14 protein-coding genes and 1 pseudogene are annotated in these 16895 nt (G+C 43.1%); 7 read left to right on the plus strand and 8 right to left on the minus strand.

Annotated elements, in window-relative coordinates; genetic code table 11:
- Positions 1 to 105: 105 nt before the first annotated feature.
- Positions 106 to 285: pseudogene (locus LC20001_RS02220) on the minus strand (IS3 family transposase); the annotation flags it as partial.
- A 147-nt stretch (positions 286 to 432) separates the two neighbouring features.
- On the opposite strand from LC20001_RS02220, the gene LC20001_RS02225 reads away from it, so the two are divergent.
- Both LC20001_RS02225 and LC20001_RS02230 read left to right on the plus strand, forming a co-directional pair.
- Positions 433 to 1464, plus strand: coding sequence for an IS30 family transposase (locus LC20001_RS02225; protein ID WP_169925059.1), 1032 nt, complete (start codon positions 433 to 435; stop codon positions 1462 to 1464).
- 221 nt (positions 1465 to 1685) lie between these two features.
- Positions 1686 to 2759 (plus strand): IS30 family transposase, encoded by a 1074-nt coding sequence (locus LC20001_RS02230; RefSeq protein WP_029507734.1) that lies wholly within the window; start codon positions 1686 to 1688, stop codon positions 2757 to 2759.
- A 106-nt stretch (positions 2760 to 2865) separates the two neighbouring features.
- Here LC20001_RS02230 and LC20001_RS02235 read toward each other — a convergent pair whose 3' ends face one another.
- From LC20001_RS02235 to LC20001_RS02245, 3 genes are all read right to left on the minus strand, one after another.
- The gene (locus LC20001_RS02235) at positions 2866 to 3462 is read right to left on the minus strand and encodes a TetR/AcrR family transcriptional regulator (RefSeq protein ID WP_010011545.1); all 597 of its coding nucleotides are present in this window, start codon (positions 3460 to 3462) and stop codon (positions 2866 to 2868) included.
- Between the two features lie 231 nt (positions 3463 to 3693).
- A complete protein-coding gene (locus LC20001_RS02240; protein WP_010011547.1) occupies positions 3694 to 4839 on the minus strand; it encodes an AI-2E family transporter in 1146 nt (381 codons plus the stop codon).
- Positions 4840 to 4993: 154 nt separating this feature from the next.
- Positions 4994 to 6178 carry an amidohydrolase gene (locus tag LC20001_RS02245; RefSeq protein WP_010011548.1) on the minus strand — a complete coding sequence of 395 codons (1185 nt, stop codon included), beginning with the start codon at positions 6176 to 6178 and terminating at the stop codon, positions 4994 to 4996.
- A 69-nt stretch (positions 6179 to 6247) separates the two neighbouring features.
- Here LC20001_RS02245 and arsC point away from each other — a divergent pair, with 69 nt between their 5' ends.
- Complete coding sequence (arsC, locus tag LC20001_RS02250) at positions 6248 to 6649, plus strand: arsenate reductase (thioredoxin) (protein ID WP_010011549.1); 402 nt, start codon at positions 6248 to 6250, stop codon at positions 6647 to 6649.
- A 76-nt stretch (positions 6650 to 6725) separates the two neighbouring features.
- On the opposite strand, the gene LC20001_RS02255 is transcribed toward arsC, so the two are convergent.
- The 3 genes from LC20001_RS02255 to LC20001_RS02265 all read right to left on the minus strand — a co-directional run bounded on the left by LC20001_RS02255 (position 6726) and on the right by LC20001_RS02265 (position 10992).
- Positions 6726 to 7406 carry a fructose-6-phosphate aldolase gene (locus tag LC20001_RS02255; RefSeq protein ID WP_010011550.1) on the minus strand — a complete coding sequence of 227 codons (681 nt, stop codon included), beginning with the start codon at positions 7404 to 7406 and terminating at the stop codon, positions 6726 to 6728.
- A 17-nt stretch (positions 7407 to 7423) separates the two neighbouring features.
- Entirely contained in the window at positions 7424 to 9853 is a 2430-nt protein-coding gene (locus LC20001_RS02260) for a glycyl radical protein (protein WP_010011553.1), read from the minus strand.
- A gap of 392 nt (positions 9854 to 10245) precedes the next feature.
- Positions 10246 to 10992: a DeoR/GlpR family DNA-binding transcription regulator gene (locus LC20001_RS02265; RefSeq protein ID WP_010011554.1), complete on the minus strand. Its 747-nt coding sequence runs from the start codon at positions 10990 to 10992 to the stop codon at positions 10246 to 10248.
- A 135-nt stretch (positions 10993 to 11127) separates the two neighbouring features.
- Here LC20001_RS02265 and LC20001_RS02270 point away from each other — a divergent pair, with 135 nt between their 5' ends.
- The 3 genes from LC20001_RS02270 to LC20001_RS02280 all read left to right on the plus strand — a co-directional run bounded on the left by LC20001_RS02270 (position 11128) and on the right by LC20001_RS02280 (position 15044).
- Positions 11128 to 11931, plus strand: a complete 804-nt coding sequence (locus LC20001_RS02270) for a glycyl-radical enzyme activating protein (protein ID WP_010011555.1) — start codon at positions 11128 to 11130, stop codon at positions 11929 to 11931.
- A gap of 225 nt (positions 11932 to 12156) precedes the next feature.
- Positions 12157 to 13512 (plus strand): uracil-xanthine permease family protein, encoded by a 1356-nt coding sequence (locus LC20001_RS02275; protein ID WP_010011556.1) that lies wholly within the window; start codon positions 12157 to 12159, stop codon positions 13510 to 13512.
- A gap of 143 nt (positions 13513 to 13655) precedes the next feature.
- Positions 13656 to 15044: an MFS transporter gene (locus tag LC20001_RS02280; RefSeq protein WP_056943268.1), complete on the plus strand. Its 1389-nt coding sequence runs from the start codon at positions 13656 to 13658 to the stop codon at positions 15042 to 15044.
- Between the two features lie 48 nt (positions 15045 to 15092).
- Here LC20001_RS02280 and LC20001_RS02285 read toward each other — a convergent pair whose 3' ends face one another.
- Positions 15093 to 15308 (minus strand): DUF2187 domain-containing protein, encoded by a 216-nt coding sequence (locus LC20001_RS02285; protein WP_010011561.1) that lies wholly within the window; start codon positions 15306 to 15308, stop codon positions 15093 to 15095.
- A 381-nt stretch (positions 15309 to 15689) separates the two neighbouring features.
- On the opposite strand from LC20001_RS02285, the gene LC20001_RS02290 reads away from it, so the two are divergent.
- Positions 15690 to 16874 carry an MFS transporter gene (locus LC20001_RS02290; RefSeq protein ID WP_004562524.1) on the plus strand — a complete coding sequence of 395 codons (1185 nt, stop codon included), beginning with the start codon at positions 15690 to 15692 and terminating at the stop codon, positions 16872 to 16874.
- The last annotated feature ends 21 nt before the right edge of the window (positions 16875 to 16895 follow it).

Raw genomic sequence — 16895 nt, forward strand, 5'->3', positions numbered from 1 at the left:
AAGTAGGTATGAACCACAGCCTTGACGGTTTGTAAACTTAAAATTGAATAGTAGCCACCAACAAAAAAGCACTGATGAAGTGAACCCCAAATATTGGACGAAACTTTAAGCAACTTTCTGGGTGGTAAGAACACGGTATTTAACCGGGCTCTTACCACCCAGTTTTGTTTTGATTCTCGTGAAATTATAATATTGAATCCAGTTCGCTACGGCTTGGGTTAATTCCGCCAAGGTATCGAACTGTTTTTGATCATAAACTTCTGCTTTTAGAATGTGAAAAAAACTCGCGCGTTTTATAATCAAGTTAGCCCGCGCGTTTTATAATCAAGTTAGCCAAATACTTTTAGCTAATTGATAAAATAAAAAACACCCAGACAAATCTCTGTTATCATTGATGTTCCTACACAAACAATGAAAGAGGTTATTGTCTTGATGCAAGAACAGAATACCACAGTCAGAAAAAAAGGTCAGCACCTAACTTCGTTTGAACGAGGCAGAATTGCTACGCTGCACAGCCAAGGCTATTCCAATCGTGCAATTGCCAGAGCGCTTAATGTTTGTCATCAAACAATCAATAATGAATTGTGCCGCGGCGAGATCGACCAAGTAAAAAAAGTGAATGGTCAACGCCAATATTACGCTGTATACTCACCAGAAACAGCACAAGCTAAGTACGAAGCTAATCGAGCCCACTGTCATCGACCTTTGAAACTCGTCGGTGTCGCTGATTTTATCGACTATTTTACGACTCATTTGCGTCAAGATGGTTGGTCGCCTGATGCAGCAGTAGGACGGGCCCAACTTGAAGGCTTATATCAACCTGAGGAGATGGTCTCGACCAAGACGCTATACCACTATATTGATGCCCAGTTACTTGAAGTCCGTAATCTTGATCTACTCGAAAAAACGCGCCACCGTGCTAAACATCATCACTCGATCAAGCACAAGCGTCTGGCCGGACGGAGTATTGATGAACGGCCTAAAAGTATCGACCAGCGCCAAGAGTTCGGCCATTTCGAATTGGACACCGTGGTGGGCAAGCGCAACGGTCAAGAGAGTGTGATCTTAACGCTGATCGAGCGTCAATCCCGCTGCCAAATTCTACGTTTGATCGATGGTCGTGATGCCGATTCAGTCAACTATGAGCTGGCCAAGATCTGTCAAGAATACGGATCAATCATGAAGTCAGTTACTGCCGATAATGGCGCTGAGTTCTCGGAAGTTGGCGCTGTACTTACCGGTGTCGCTGACCTTTATTATGCCCATCCATATCGTTCCTCTGAGCGTGGGACTAACGAAGCGCATAATCGAATGATCCGCCGCGATGTACCCAAGGGTCTATCCATGGATATTTTGGGTCCTCATGATATCCAAGCAGTTGAGTCAAAGCTAAACAATTTACCGCGCCGGCAAACTGGCTATCAAACACCCAAAGAGCTTTTCTCCGCTGCTTCCGCCGGTTAAGTTAAGTCCATAAAATATGAATATTAATGAAAATACTGATTTAATAGGATTTATCGTGTGGCTAATTTGTTCTTGCAATTTGGGACCATAATTTATTATGGCATGGTCTCTCTAAATTACAATCGCGCGTTTTATAATTAAGTTAGCCACCAAGCCAAAATGGTAAAAAAAAGACACCAAGACGAAAAATTCAGGTATCATTGAAGTTCCTACAACAAACAATGAAAGAAGTTTTCGTCTTGATGCAAGAACAGTCTATCACACCACGCCCAAAAGGTCACCATTTATCGGAAATCGAACGCGGTCAAATCGCCGCTTGGCACATTGAAGGATGCTCAGCACGGCAAATAGCGATTCGATTAGGCGTCTGCCACCAGACCGTCAATAATGAGCTCAAGCGTGGTCGAGTCACGCAAGTTAAACGCGTTAATAATCAGAAACACTACTTTGAAATTTACAGCCCTGAAGCCGCTCAGAATCGCTATGAAATAAAGCGGCAAAACTGTGGACGTCCATTAAAATTTAGCCAAGTGACGGCCTTCTTAGCCTACTTTGATGATAAGTTCTGCCATGAGGGCTGGTCGCCGGACGCTGCTGTTGGTTATGCCCGTAAGCACCGGTTATTTAAGCCGGCCAAAATGGTCTGTACGAAGACTTTGTACAACTATATCGATGCGCAACTATTGGAGATCCGTAACCTTGATCTGCTGGAAAAAACAAAACGCCGGACGACCCAACACCACTCGCACCAACATCAGCGCCTACTCGGTCGTAGTATTGAAGAACGGCCAAAGCGAGTAGAAACGCGCCACGAGTTTGGTCATTTTGAGATCGATACTGTCATTGGCAAACGTGCTGGTAGCGAGAGTGTCCTATTAACGTTTACCGAACGTAAAACGCGCTATGAGATTGTCCGCTTGATCGAGGGTAAAGACGCTGAATCTGTGGCTTATGCCATGCAAAATATTACGGCTGAATTCGGTGACGTTATGCGGACAGTTACGGCGGATAACGGAACAGAGTTCACCACGCTAACGGCTGCGCTTGAGGGTGTTGCCGAGACTTATTATGCCCACCCTTATAGCTCGGCCGAACGCGCCACTAATGAGGTCCACAATCGTATACTCAGACGTTACTTTCCTAAGGGGCAATCACTCGATCTAGCTACACCCAGTCTGGTCCGTCAAGCTGAATCTCGGCTCAACCATCTCCCGCGCCGCTTACTTAAGTTCTGTACACCAGCTGAAGTATTTCGAAAGGAATTAGCACGTGCGCGCAAAGGCCGAGCCGCCTAATCCTGATCCACCTGGAACTCCCATGAGCCCTTTCGTCTGTGTGCTTTATCGGCACTGGCTAACTTACTATTGCAATTTGCGTCTAAATTACAATTGCTTTAGGCTGCTAGAGTGTCATATCGACTTCATTGGTCAAGCTAGCCACTTGACTGGTGGCGTTGAAAATTCGGGTGACGCGCGCCTGCCAGAAATCGTCGGGAACTTCTTCGGCGAACATGATCTGCAAGACTAAGATCATTTGATGGGCTAACACTTGTGCCGTTAACGAATCAGTTAGACGTTGCTCGATCAAGGCCGCTTGGATCTGCGTTTCATAAGTGGCCCACATTTGTAAGCGGCGATTGCCTAGCTCTGGATTGCGAATAACGTTGGCCATTAATTGGCGCATCGCTTCTAGCGCACCTTGAGTGGCCTCATCAGTTGGCAATTCTTCAGTGAATTGGTGAAAGGCCGGCCACAGATTTGCGATCGATGTTTGTTGCTGAATTAAATGACGAATTCCGCTAAGCAGAATGGTTTCGTTATGAAACATAATGTCATCTTTACTTTTGAAGTAGGTAAATAGCGTTTTTGGTGCGATACCGGCTTGCTTGGCGATCTCGGCAACAGTTACTTTATCGAAGCCCTTCTGATCGAATAGATCCATCGCGACGGTAACGATCTCTTGACGCTTGAGCGCTTTTTTGCGTTCGCGCAGTCCCATAAATAATGCCCCCAATTGTTTATATAATAAAGTGGACGGCTACGTATTAACAGCCCAAAGGCAGGTTTCCTAGCTAACACGTAATCACATTACCAAATTATACAGCAGAAGGGTAATTCATGTACAAATTCTGAGTAGATTTAGCAAAATATAGGCAAATTCTCATTGACTTCCCATTCTAGCGCAAGGCTGAAAAAGCACTAATTTAAGTTGCAACTTTTTTAAGATACACTAAGCTTCGTCGTCAGTGTGTGGATGATACCAGCTTGAGCGCTTACGATACCAATTGAACAAGCGACTGATGATGATCTTTAGCACCGCATAGCCGGGAATCCCTAGAATAACGCCGACTAAGCCAAATAATTTTCCGGCTGTTAATAAAACGATTGCGATTGTCACTGGGTGCATCGCCATATTGCTGCCCATGACTAGTGGTGAGATCACTTGTGTTTCTAGTAACCATTCGATGAAAAAAACGACGATGACGGCGATAAACATTTGTAATGAGGTCAACGCACCTAAAATTAAGGCGGGAATCATCGCCAGTGTTGAACCCAAATAAGGGATTAAATTCAATGGTCCCGCTAATAAACCAAGCACCAGCGCAAATCTTAACCCAATCACGCTGTAGCCGATCATAAAAATGATCGAGACGAAAAAGGCAACTGTCAATTGGCCTTGAATGTATTGGCCAACTTTGGTACTGATCTCATTGAGTAAATCCAATAAAGTTGCTTGGTAGCGTTCCGGTAATAATTTAGCGATGTACTTAGGAAAATTAGGGCCATCTTTCAACATAAAAAATAGCAAAAAGGGTGCCGTTGCGATAGTGATCACAACGTTGCCGACAGTGCTGAGAATTGAGCCGAGTTGGGAGAAAGTACCATCGACTAAGTTACCGCTTTTGCCACCGAAGAAAGCAGTTAGATCTTTACCAATTTGATTCATGTCGATAAAATCGGGCCAGTGTTGTTCATCGGCAATATTAGTTACGATTTTAGTCAGCTCACGCCAGTATTGGGGTGCGGCACTGGCAAAACTACTGATCTGCTGCTGAACGGCAGGAATAAATCGCCGCATGCCGAGACTGATCAAAATAACTAATACGATGAATAAAACGCCGATCGTCAATGAACGGTTAACGTGCCAATGACGTTCCAATAAGTTGACGAGGGGAACGAGTAAATAGTACAGAACACCAGCGACAATGATCGGCGGGGCAACAATGGCTAGAAATTGCCCCACCGGCTCTAGTATCCAAGTGAGTTTGCTGGCGATCCAAATGACGAGTAAACCGAGTAAAATATTTAATAAGTAAATCGTTGCTTTGTTATTCAGAAAAAGTCGGTTAAACCAGCTCGTTGGTTTATTAGGCATAAAGTGCGCCTCCTTGGTTAAACGATGAGTGACTAATTGTAGCTCTATCATAGCATTATTGCTGTAATAACACAGCTAAAGCGCTGGTATCAAACCAGAGTAGATCAAAAAAGCGTTCATAGTATGAACGCTTTTCTAGCCTGGCCGTAATTAATTAGGCGGATAAATAATCTAGTGCCACCGTACCGGCTGCCTTGGCCGCAATCAGCAGGCTCTTTTCATTGAGTAGGAAGTCAGGGCTGTGATGGGGATGATTGGCGTGATCATCTGGCATGCAACCGACGTAGAAAAAGCAGCTCGGGACTTGTTGTGCATAATAAGCGAAGTCCTCTGAAGGGTCTTGCGGGCCGTAATCGGTAACGGTGCTGATCTCCGGTAAATTAGCTTGCTCAAGAACGCTGACAACATGCTGGGTCAATTTTGGCTCGTTGACTAAGACGGGGTAGTTGTCGTCATAGTCGAGTTGCGCGGTCACGCCAAACATCGCTTCAACGCCGTGAATGATTTGTCCCACTTGTGCCCGAACTAGTTGGCGCGTACTTTCTTGCATCACGCGCACGTCACCCTTGATGGTGATACTTTCTTTGATTGCGTTGAAACTGCCGGCGCCATCAAATGAGCCAATCGTAACGCTAGCAGTATCGAAGGGATTGATCCGCCGCGCAACGATCGTTTGTAGCGCGGTGACGAAGTAACTGCCAGCAACGATTGCATCATTAGCTAATTGCGGCATTGAGGCGTGACCACCTTTACCGGTAAACTTAACTGTGAAGTTAGAACGGCCGGTTTGACTTTCACCTAAATGGTAACCGATCGTGCCGGTGGGCATGGAAGTCATCACGTGGAGGCCGATCACATTAGTGACATCACTCAAGCAGCCAGCAGCAATCATGCCTTTAGCGCCACCGGGCGACACTTCTTCAGCTGGCTGATGTAAAATGCGTAATGAGCCATGTAGTTGTGCCTTCAGTGCAATTAAATTTTTGGCTAGTACCATTAAATAAGCTGTATGGGCATCGTGTCCGCAAGCGTGCATGACGCCGGGGTTTTGTGATTTAAATGGTAACTGATTAGCTTCTTGAACCGCCAAGGCGTCAAAATCTGCGCGCAAAGCGAGTTTTGGGCCTGGATAACCCCCAGCAATATCAACGACGATACCATAGCCATCACCGCAATCACTTACCTGACAGTCAAGGCCCTGATAAAATTGTTTAATATAAGCTGCGGTTTCTTTTTCATGAAATGATAGTTCTGGGTGCGCGTGCAAATGACGCCGAATTGTGATCATTTCATCTTCAGCAGCGTCTAGACGTTGCATTAGTTCTGTTTGTAAAGTCATTTTTGTCATCCTTTCATTGAGCTTTCTTTTCCAATATAGCATAATGAAAGCAAAAAGGAGTTGAGTGCTATGCCGCAAATTTATTTTCTCTGTACCGGCAATTCTTGTCGCAGTCAAATGGCGGAAGGTTTTGCCCGACAATATTTTGGTCAGCAGTGGCGAATCGCTAGCGCCGGGATCGAAACTCATGGGCTCAATCCGCGCGCAGTGCAAGTGATGGCTGAAAAAGGGATCGACATCAGCCAATATCATTCCAAACTGATCGATATTGACTATTTGAACAGCAGCGATTTAGTGGTCACCTTATGTGGTGATGCGCGCGATCGTTGTCCCGTTACGCCACCGACAGTTAAAAAGCAACATTGGCCGCTACCTGATCCAGCACAGGTGCAAGGCAGTGAAGCGGAAATTTTAACCGTTTTTCGTCAGGTGCGTGATGAGATCGAACGGCGTGTACAAGCGTTAGTTTAATTTAAAATAAGACTAAAACAACTTTGAATGAAAAAGGCGACCGCGGTATTTCTGCCGCTGGTCGTCTTTTTTATAGTTATAGATCATGAATAGTTTGTTGTGGCCCATAAATGCTTTCCCAATCACTGGTGAAAGCTTTAACGGCTTGATCAATAGCAGGCATTTGCAACGCAGCTTGAATAATATCGACGCCCATTGTGGCTGCCTGTGCACCATTTTCGAATGCGGTGTTGACTTGACCGATATTGTGAAAACTAGCTGCTAAAATTTTAGTATTAGCATTGTTTTGTTGAATTAGTTTGGCAAATTCAGCTACAGCAGTAGCGGCATCTAAATTCATATTTTCCATCCGATTGTAATAGGGGGCAATATAATCAGCGCCAGCGGCAATTGCCAAGTAGCCTTGGAATTTAGTGTAGATTGCAGTGGCAGTCACATGGTGGCCTTCAGCCTTTAATTGTTTAATGACCTGTAAACCAAGTTCGGTAGTTGGCACTTTAATGTAGACGGATTCATCGATGTTTTTTAAAATGGTGTGCGCATCGGCCAACATTGCTTCAGGTGTTTGACCAACAACTTGAACATGTAGCGTGGCCTTTGGTCCGATAAGTTGGCGGATTTTTCGCATATGTGGGAAAAAGTCAATTTTGCCTTCTTTCTTAACGATCGTTGGGTTAGAGGTTACCCCCGCTATCGGCAGGCACTTGGTGTATCTTTCAATATCAGCTAAATGAATGGTATCAAGCAGAAATTCCATAGTAACAGCTTCTTTCTCTATAATGGTTGTTCAGTCCGAGCGATAATATCGTCTTGGGTTTCTTTAGATAAGCCAACGAAAAAGGCGGAATAACCAGCGACACGAACAATCAAGTCGCGGTAATCGGCTGGCTTTTTCTGAGCGGCAATCAAAGTATCTCGAGACACGATGTTGTATTGAACATGGTAGCCGTGTAGTCGATTAAAGAAGGTCCGCAATAGTGCGATCAGCTTTAAGCAACTTTCTTTGCTACGTAAGATTTGTGGCGACATTTTTTGATTTAATAGTACACCGCCAGTGATATCACCGGTTGATAATTTTGAAACTGATTTGAGAACAGCAGTGGGGCCGTCAATATCCATTGCGTGTTCGGGTGAGCAACCTTCAGCTAAAGGTGTCCGGGCGTTGCGGCCATCAGGTGTGGCTAAGGTGCTGTGGCCTTGACCAACGTTAGCGGAGATCGATGAGGTGCCGGCGTAGCGCAGACCACCAATTGGACCGCGTCCATAGCGCGTATTTTTGTATTTAGCAATTTCATCGATATAAGGTTGGTAAGCAGCAACAATCAAATTATCAACGTAGTCATCGTCATTACCATATTTTGGTGCGTCATTGAGCAACATTTGTTGAATTCGTGCACCTTCAGTGCCAGCAAAATCATTTTGCAATGCGGTCCATAATTCAGTTGGGGTGATTTTGTGTTCATCGAAAACTAGTTTCTTGATTGCAGCTAGGGAGTCCGCTAAGTTAGCAATCCCAACTTGTAAACCACTGATAAAGTCGTAAACAGCGCCGCCTTCCTTGATTGTTTTACCACGACCAATACAATCATCAGTCAACGTTGAACACAGGATATCAGGATAGCCTTGCTCTAAAGCGAGATCGCAACTATTTTCAATGATGACGCTTTGACGAGTGATCTCGCGTAATGATTTGTTCCAGGCAGCGGTGAGCTCGGCATAACTTTGCATAGCTGTAAAGTTACCATAGCCAGGTAATACGCGTTTACCGGATTCTGGATCAACGCCATTATTCATGACGATCAATAGCGTCCGTGGGAAATTAATGAAGCTCATACCGGTGCAACGATAACCCCATTTGCCAGGAACCGCCGTTTCAACACAACCAATCGCGCTATAGTTATAGGCATCTTCTTTCTTGACGCCACGACGGATGAATGAAGGAATGATGATTTCGTCATTGTTAAAGGCAGGCATGCCTAGGCCTTGTTTGATCACTGCAACACATTCAAGCATAAATTTATCGCTAAGCCCTTTATGATACCGTACGGTCAAATTAGGCTGTGGTAAATGTGCTTGTGCGATTGCCCGCAAAATTAAGTAAGAAAGTGGATTGACGGCATCTTTTCCGTCCGGTGTTTGACCACCAATCGTGATATTTTGATAAAGTGGGCTACCGGCGGAAAACTCAGTGTGCGCCCAGGAACGAATTTTATTGATGGTCAGCGTTTTTAGACAGAGATTGGTCAATAATTCAGTTGCTTGGTCAGCAGTAATGATGCCGCTTTCAATATCGTGCTGATAAAAAGGATACAGGTATTGATCCAAACGACCATAGGAAACGGAATGACCATTTGACTCAATCTGTAGTACTAAGTGAACGAGCCAAACTGATTGTATTGCTTCGTAAAAAGTCGTTGCAGGTTCGTAAGGAACTTTCTCTAAAATCTGTGCTAATTTAAGTCGTTCATTTTTACGTTTAGTATCGGTAATTTTTTGTGCCTGTTGCCGAGCCAAAGTAGCATATCGTTGAGCAAAATCTTTGACAGCAGTGATCACTTTTAAACTGGCTTGATAGAAGTAAAGCTTTTTCTGATCGTTGATGTCCGTCAATTCTAGCTGCGCCATTGCGGTTTTAACACGCTGTTCATACCATTCTAGCCCTTTATTGATGACGTTCTTGTAATCGACGGCGATGTGGCCATCACCGGAAGTGATGTTGCCGTCTGCACCGATGATCCCTAAATCGTAGAATAAGCGACTTTCTGGTGGAAAGGCTGCGTAACCACGATCTTCAAGCGTGTTGTTTTGCCAGAAGGGCGCAATTTCACGTAATTGTTGCTTGGTTTCCTCAGTGATGTAAAAAACATCGCCGGGCCGTTTTTCAAACTGATCTAGTTCAGCGATCACCCAATTCATTGAATATTCAGGATAAATCGGTGCCCAGCGATTTTGCCGTGCTTGGTTGCCGGCTAGTAAAGTATCAGGTTCAATATAGATCGACATGTGTTCTAAAATATTGACTAGTGTTTCTGCGCGTAAAACATCGACTTGTTCATGCTGATGTGCTTTGTAGGCTTGGGTGGTGAGAATAGCGCGTTCTGCATCAACGTAGGGCTTAGCATCAAGGATCGTTTCCCGGTAGCGGGCCATCCGCGGACTTAAGCGACCAAAGTGTCTTTCAACTGTTTTTTCAGCAACTTGCATTTTAGTTTCTCCTATCGAACGAAGCTTAAATATCTTCTAACGAAACAAAAATAACATGATTATAATTAAAATGCAAAATAAAAAAGAGTGGCGTGTGAGCAGGATTCACTCTCAAGACTGGCTAAAAAGCCACGGAATACGCTAGATGTTACTCCATCAGGCCTACAGTTGAATTTAAAATTATTTTTTTGCGTAGTAGCGACTTTAGTTATAATACAAAAAACACCGATGAAAAATGATTCACTTTTCATCAGTGTTTTTGCTGGTAGATACGATTCAATTTTAAATTATCGAAATTATCGGTTACGCACCGGCACCCAACTAATTTTATCTTTGTACGCTTAATCACCAAACCTGAAAAAAATCTGGAAGCGGCCTTAGCGTGTTTTAAATTAAACCAGGTGTAATTTAATTTTTTGTTGTTTAAGTAAGTTAACGGTAGCAGTGGGAATTTGTGGGTCTGTGATGACTGCAGCAATTGCGGAAAGTGGCAATTGTTTAACGACGCCTAACGTTTTGAACTTACTAGAATCGGTTAGAATAATCGTTCGATCAGCTTGTTGGGCCATAGCTTGAACGATCTCAGCGCGCATTAAATCATTGCCGAAAAAGCCGGTGTCAGCGGCAAAACCATCGGTGCCGATGAATAATTGTTTAACGTGAAAATTGGGCAGTAACATTTTAGCTAGTGGTCCAACAACGACTTCGGCGCTAGGCTGGTATTTGCCACCGAGTAAAATCGTTTCAATACTATCGAATTTTTCAACAAAGTTGGCAATGAAATAGGAGTTGGTAATGATGGTGACGTGTTTTTTTTGTTGCCCTAATTGCTCAGCTAATAAAGCACAGGTTGAGCCAGACTCGATCATGATCGTTTCATTTTCGGCGACCTGTGCAGCGGCGGTACGCGCAATCTTGATTTTAGTATCGTAGTTTTGGGCTAGACGGAAGCTTAAATTATTCGGATTGTTAATAATAGCGTAACCGTGGCGGCGACGTAATAACCCACGTTGTTCTAAATCAGTCAAATCTTTGCGAATTGTGACTTTAGAAACTTGTAATAACTCGGCTAAACGATTAACTTCAATTTTTTTATTCTGGTTAACGAGCTCCAATAATTGTTCACTGCGTTTTGACATATTGACCTCCTGATCAAAACTTATTCACTTTATTTTAGCATAAATTTGCATTTAAAAAAGTTTCGTAAGAAATATAAATATTTACGTTAGAATATTTTGATGCTATGATATAAGCGAAAACGGAGGTGCGTAATGATGAAAACAACACAAAAGGCTGCTCCTAGTAAAGGTTTAATTTTTAATATCCAAAAGTTTAGCTTAAATGATGGTCCAGGTATTCGCACGGTTATCTTTTTTAAAGGTTGTCCGCTACGTTGTCAATGGTGTGCTAATCCAGAGTCACAATCTGGAAAGCCGGAGTCCATGTATGATGAACAAAAGCAAGCACCAACCATGATTGGCGAATACAAAACGGTGGCTGAGATTATGGCAGTGATCTTACAGGATCGCGATTTTTATGCTGAATCTGGTGGTGGGGTTACTTTTTCTGGTGGTGAAGTTTTGTTTCAGGCGCCGTTTGCCATTGAGTTGGCTAAAGCAATCCATGCAGCGGGGATCAGTGTGATCTGCGAGACAACTGGTTATGCGGCCCCAGCCGTATTTCAAGAATTTATGCAGCAAATGGATTTTATGTATTTTGATTGCAAACATTGGAATAGCGAGCAACATCGACGCGGTACTGGTGGCGGTAATGAGTTGATCCTCAAAAACTTACAGACGGCACTTGCCGCGCGGCAACCTTTAACGGTACGCATTCCGGTTATTCCACATTTCAACTATACAGCAGCCGATGCACATAAATTTGGTGAGCTGTTTCAGCATATCGGTGTGACTGCTGTAGAATTATTGCCATTTCATCAATTTGGGTTAAAAAAATACCATGATCTCCAACGTGATTATGCTCTAAAGAATGTTAGTCAATTGCAAAGCGACGATTTATTACATTATCAGACAATACTGGCCGATTATGGGGTGACAGCAACAATTAATGGTTGGTAAATCGATCAATCAAGATTTTTCAGAAAAGTGTACTAAATAAGCACTAGTTGCGCAAAGAATTGATACTATAACCGAACATTAAGTGCAAATTTGTTCTTGAATATTCCTAACTATAGTCATATACTGTTTTCAACCTATTTATTCGCTTATTACCGATGATAAACGAATAATAAAACTTTTTATAGGCTCTAATAGCGTAGAAAACGAACAATGGAGGGAATTATTTTGGCAAGCGAAAAAAATTTAATTGTCGGACCTGATGAACCATTGAAGAATCATACTGCAGCATTATTAGGGTTGCAGCATGTGTTGGCAATGGATGTATACGTACCACCATTCATCATTGCTGGTTTATTGGCAATGAGTATGGATGCTAAAATGGGTCTAATTCAAGCAACTTTTTTTGCGGCCGGAATCGGAACAATTTTACAAACAAAGTTTTTCATGAAGATGCCGATGACACAAGGACCATCATTTGTGCCAATTGGGGCAATTGCTGGAATCTACTTAGCTAATGGTGGTGGTCGTAACGGCTTAGCAACAGTGTTTGGTTCGTTATTAGTTGGCGCTGTTTTAGTGATCCTATTCGGCTTAACTGGTTTTTTCCAAAAAATCATTCGTAAATTAGTGCCGTCATTGGTCGGGGGTACGATCATTACCGTAGTCGGTCTGTCACTGATTCCCTCAGCACTAAACGATAATATTTTTCAAGCTAGCGGTAACTTGAATCAAAACGTTTTGCTTGGCGTACTTACCGCCGCTATTTTGGTTTTATGTGTGGCAATCAGCCTGCGGTTTCCGCGGTTAGAACGTGTTTTTAAAGTGAGTTCGATCATCATTGCCTTACTTGGTGGGTCGCTGATTGCGGCGGCAATGGGCCGCTTTTCGTTTAAAACGGTGATCGATGCCCAGTGGTTTAGCTGGCCACATTTTGCGGTCACTAATTATGGTTTTCATTTCTCATTGTCAGCCATTTTAACCATGGTCGTGATCTATGCGGTACTATTGACGGAAACTTCTGGTACTTGGTTTGCCATGAGTGCCGTGTTGCATAAACCAATGTCCGATAAGCAATGGAATCGCGGTATTATCGGTGAAGGGATCAGTTGCTTGATTGCTGCTTTAGCTGGAGCCACACCGGTAACTGGTTATTCGACGAATGCCGGCGTGGTTTCGATCACTGGTGTTGCCAGTAAAAAAGCCTTTATTGCGGCGGGGATTTGGTTTATCGGTTTTAGCTTTATCGGTAAATTAGCGGCTTTCTTAGCCGCAATTCCTGCAGCAGTTATTGGTGGGGTTTTTGCAATTATTTGTTCAACCATTATGTTAAGTGGCTTGCAGGTGATTCGGCAGCAAGAGTTTGCTGAACGTGATCTGTACATCTTAGGTATTCCGATTATTATGACGCTGGCGTTGATTTTGATCCCCAGCCAACTAACGAAGGAAGCACCCCAGCTGATTCAATATTTGTTGAGTTCACCAATTGCCGTGAGTGCCTTGTTAGCAATCCTCTTGAATCAAGTCTTGCCTAAGAAAATGCCCGCTAAGACTGCTGGGCCAGTTGAAGATGAATTGATTTAGTTTTATAATAGTTACATTAAAGTGAATGAGTTTTGTTTTAAGTTAGTGACGTCACACTTGGAATGAGTGTGACTTTTTTTATTTTAAAATATTTCTGTTAGGCTTTAACGGATTATTAATTATTTTGAAAGCTGGGATGACAAATGCAGCAGCGTCTTTCCCGGGCGACAGTTTTAAGTATTATCGCTACGGGTTTATTGAGTTTTATGGGTACTTTAGTTGAAACGTCATTAAATGTGACCTTTGCGACATTGACTAAGCAAATGCAGGTTAATTTAGCCACGATCCAGTGGCTGACGACTGGTTATTTGCTGTTAACAACATTGACGATGATTGCTTCGGCACATTTGATCAAACGCTATCCGGTCAAAATGCTATTTTTGATTGCGATCACGTGCTTCACACTGGGTGATTTACTTAGTGCGGTGGCACCAAGTTTTCCAATTATTTTGTTGGGACGCTTGATTCAAGCTTTTTCTACAGGGTTATCGATTCCGTTGATGTTCCACATTATTTTGACGTCGGTACCACCACGGCGCTTAGCCACTTATAACGGAATGGCGGCAATGCTGATTGCATTGGGACCGGCGTTAGGGCCGACATATGGTGGTTTGTTAACGGCGACTTGGTCGTGGCGGATAATTTTTTGGCTATTGTTACCGTTGATCGTAATCGTCTTTTTTCTTGGTATTTTTAATCTCAAGCTCCAACCCTTTGCCAAGGAAGATCGCTTTGATTTCTGGGGTTTTGGCTTGTTGGCTTTAATTTTGTTTTTGGTTGATTATACTTTTAACCGGGCCGCTAAGGTTGGTTTTCTTAGCTGGAATTTCTGGGGCTTACTACTGATCAGTGTACTTTTGATGGTTGGCTTTTACGTTTATAATCGCCATTCTAGCCGTCATTTAGTGGATTTCTCAATTTTTAAAAATACCATCGTTAGTTGGCATTTATTAGGCTACTTTTTATTGCAATTCATCAATATTGGCTTGTCGTTTGTCATTCCGCAGGTGGCGCAATATATTCTTGGTCAAAATGCCTTTGTTGCCGGGATGATCTTATTGCCTGGCGCACTATTAGGTGTGGTGGTGGCGCCACTTGCTGGTCGCTGGATGGATCGATTGCAGACGCCATTACCGATCGTAGTTGGTCACGTCATTTTTCTGATTGGTGCAGCACTATTTATTATTTATGATCAGCAGTTGACCGTCGCATTATTGATCGGTTTTTACTTCCTGTTGCGGTTAGGCTTCAACTTAGCGTTTGGCAATACGATCAGTCATGCCAGCGTACAAGTCCAACCAAAACAAAAGGCGGATATCAACGCTACTTTCAACATGACGCAGCAATACGCGGGTTCGTTAGGTACCAATATTTTTGCTGCAATCATCGGAGTCTATCAGTTGCAGCACATTAATTTGCGCATTAGCACAGCCCAAGGCGCCTTAACGGACTACTGGTTGATCGCTGTTTTGGCGATCATTGGTCTGTTTGCTGCTTGGATCAGTTACCGGCAAACGATACAGAAAAAGTAAAAATCGGCAGTACAACGAATAATTTCGCTGTACTGTCGATTTTCTTTTTTAACTCACTTTTTTCAATTGTTTCAAACTCACGACGATTTTATCATGTAAGGCTTTAACGTTTAGTTCATCACGGGCATCATAATCGGTGATCGTCAGTAAAGCGGCGTTTTCGTAGACTTTTTCGATGCGACCTTTAAATGGGGCTTGCATATCTTCGGTGGCTTTAACGGTGACGATCATACCAACTTTTGCATTGCTTTTGCTCACTGTCATTGCGGTGACCTCCTATGCTAATTTTTCATCATTAGCATAGCGGCAACTGATTTATTTGGCAAGCGAAAAGATTGTGCAATTTAAATCAGCCAAAACGTTAGGTGCGGCGTGGTGGATTTGAATTATTATTATCGTGATTTTCATGAAACTATTGCTGTACTAATATTGTAGTGCAATCTGTTTTTGAGTTATACTAAGCATTGTTGCTAAATTATGCCAGCTAAGCAGAACGATTTAGCGACAGTTTTTTAAAATGGAGGTTGTAGCGTCGTGTTGAGCAAGCGATTATTTCATTGGTTAATTATGCGCATTGAAAACCCCTTTTCGGTATGATCGGAATTTTAGTGAGTTAAAAATTTTGATTGCAGAGAAGGTATTGATTTGAATTCAGAAAAAACATTGTCTGGTAAAACAGTTCTATTAATGGCAATTGCTGCTGGTGTTATTGTGGCGAATCTCAATTATATTCAGCCAATTGAGGGGTTGATCGCAGCTAGTTTCCATGTTTCGAAAGCAACCGTGGGGATAGTTGCGATGTTGACGCAATTAGGTTACGCGTTTGGTTTATTGTTGATCGTACCACTAGGCGATTTGTTTAATCGTTATCATTTGATCCAAGCAATGCTGGTTTTATCGATCATTGTTTTATTAGTAGCTTTCTGGTCGCCATCAATCGTTGTTTTTGGTATTGCGTCGTTGCTAGTAGGTGTTACTTCAGTCGCGCCACAAATTATCATCCCTTATGCAGCTTCTTTAGCACCGGCTTTGCATCAAGGTAAAGTGTTGGGCAATGTGCTAAGTGGGTTGCTAACGGGGATTTTATTATCGCGCTCAGTTAGCGGTTTGTTAGGCAGTGTTATGCGCTGGCAATTTGTTTATTTGTTCGCAGCTGCGGCTGGCGTCATTTTACTAGTGGTCCTGCATCGTTATTTACCCCGCGACTCCCGGCAACAGCCTAACTTACAGTATTTAAAGGTTTTAGGGTCGTTACCCACATTATTGCGGCAACAACGCTATCTGCAAAGTGCTGCGATCAATGGCTTTTGTTTGTTTGGCGTTTCTAATGTCTTGTGGTCAACGTTAGCTTTTTACCTGGCGGCCCAGTATCATATGGGCAGTGATGTTGCTGGATTATTAGGTTTACTGGGAATTACAGGGGTATTATTTGCTTCGATCATTGGTCAGTTAGTTGATCGTTATTCGCCACGGTTAACAATTAGTTTAGGGATTGTCTTTTCAACGGTTGCTTTTCTTGTTTTTGCAGTCTTAGGCCACTTTTTTATTGGCTTGATGGTGGGGATCGTTTTGCTGGATCTAGGGACGCAATTCAGTCAAGTTTCTAATCAGGCAATCGTGCAGTCGTTGAATCGTAAAGCTAGCAGTCGTAATAATTCAATTTTTATGTTTAGTTATTTTTTAGGCGGTGCGCTAGGGACTTTCTTTAGTACATTTGCCTGGAGCCACTATGGTTGGGGCGGCGTTTGTAGTGTAGCCGCAATTTTTCTGGTGATTGCAGTTTTAGGACATTTGATTTTGCGTGAGCCTAAGCAGTTGCGCAACGTGTAATAGCATAAAATGAACCGCACA

Source organism: Loigolactobacillus coryniformis subsp. coryniformis KCTC 3167 = DSM 20001, assembly GCF_002706425.1.
Lineage (GTDB): Bacteria > Bacillota > Bacilli > Lactobacillales > Lactobacillaceae > Loigolactobacillus > Loigolactobacillus coryniformis.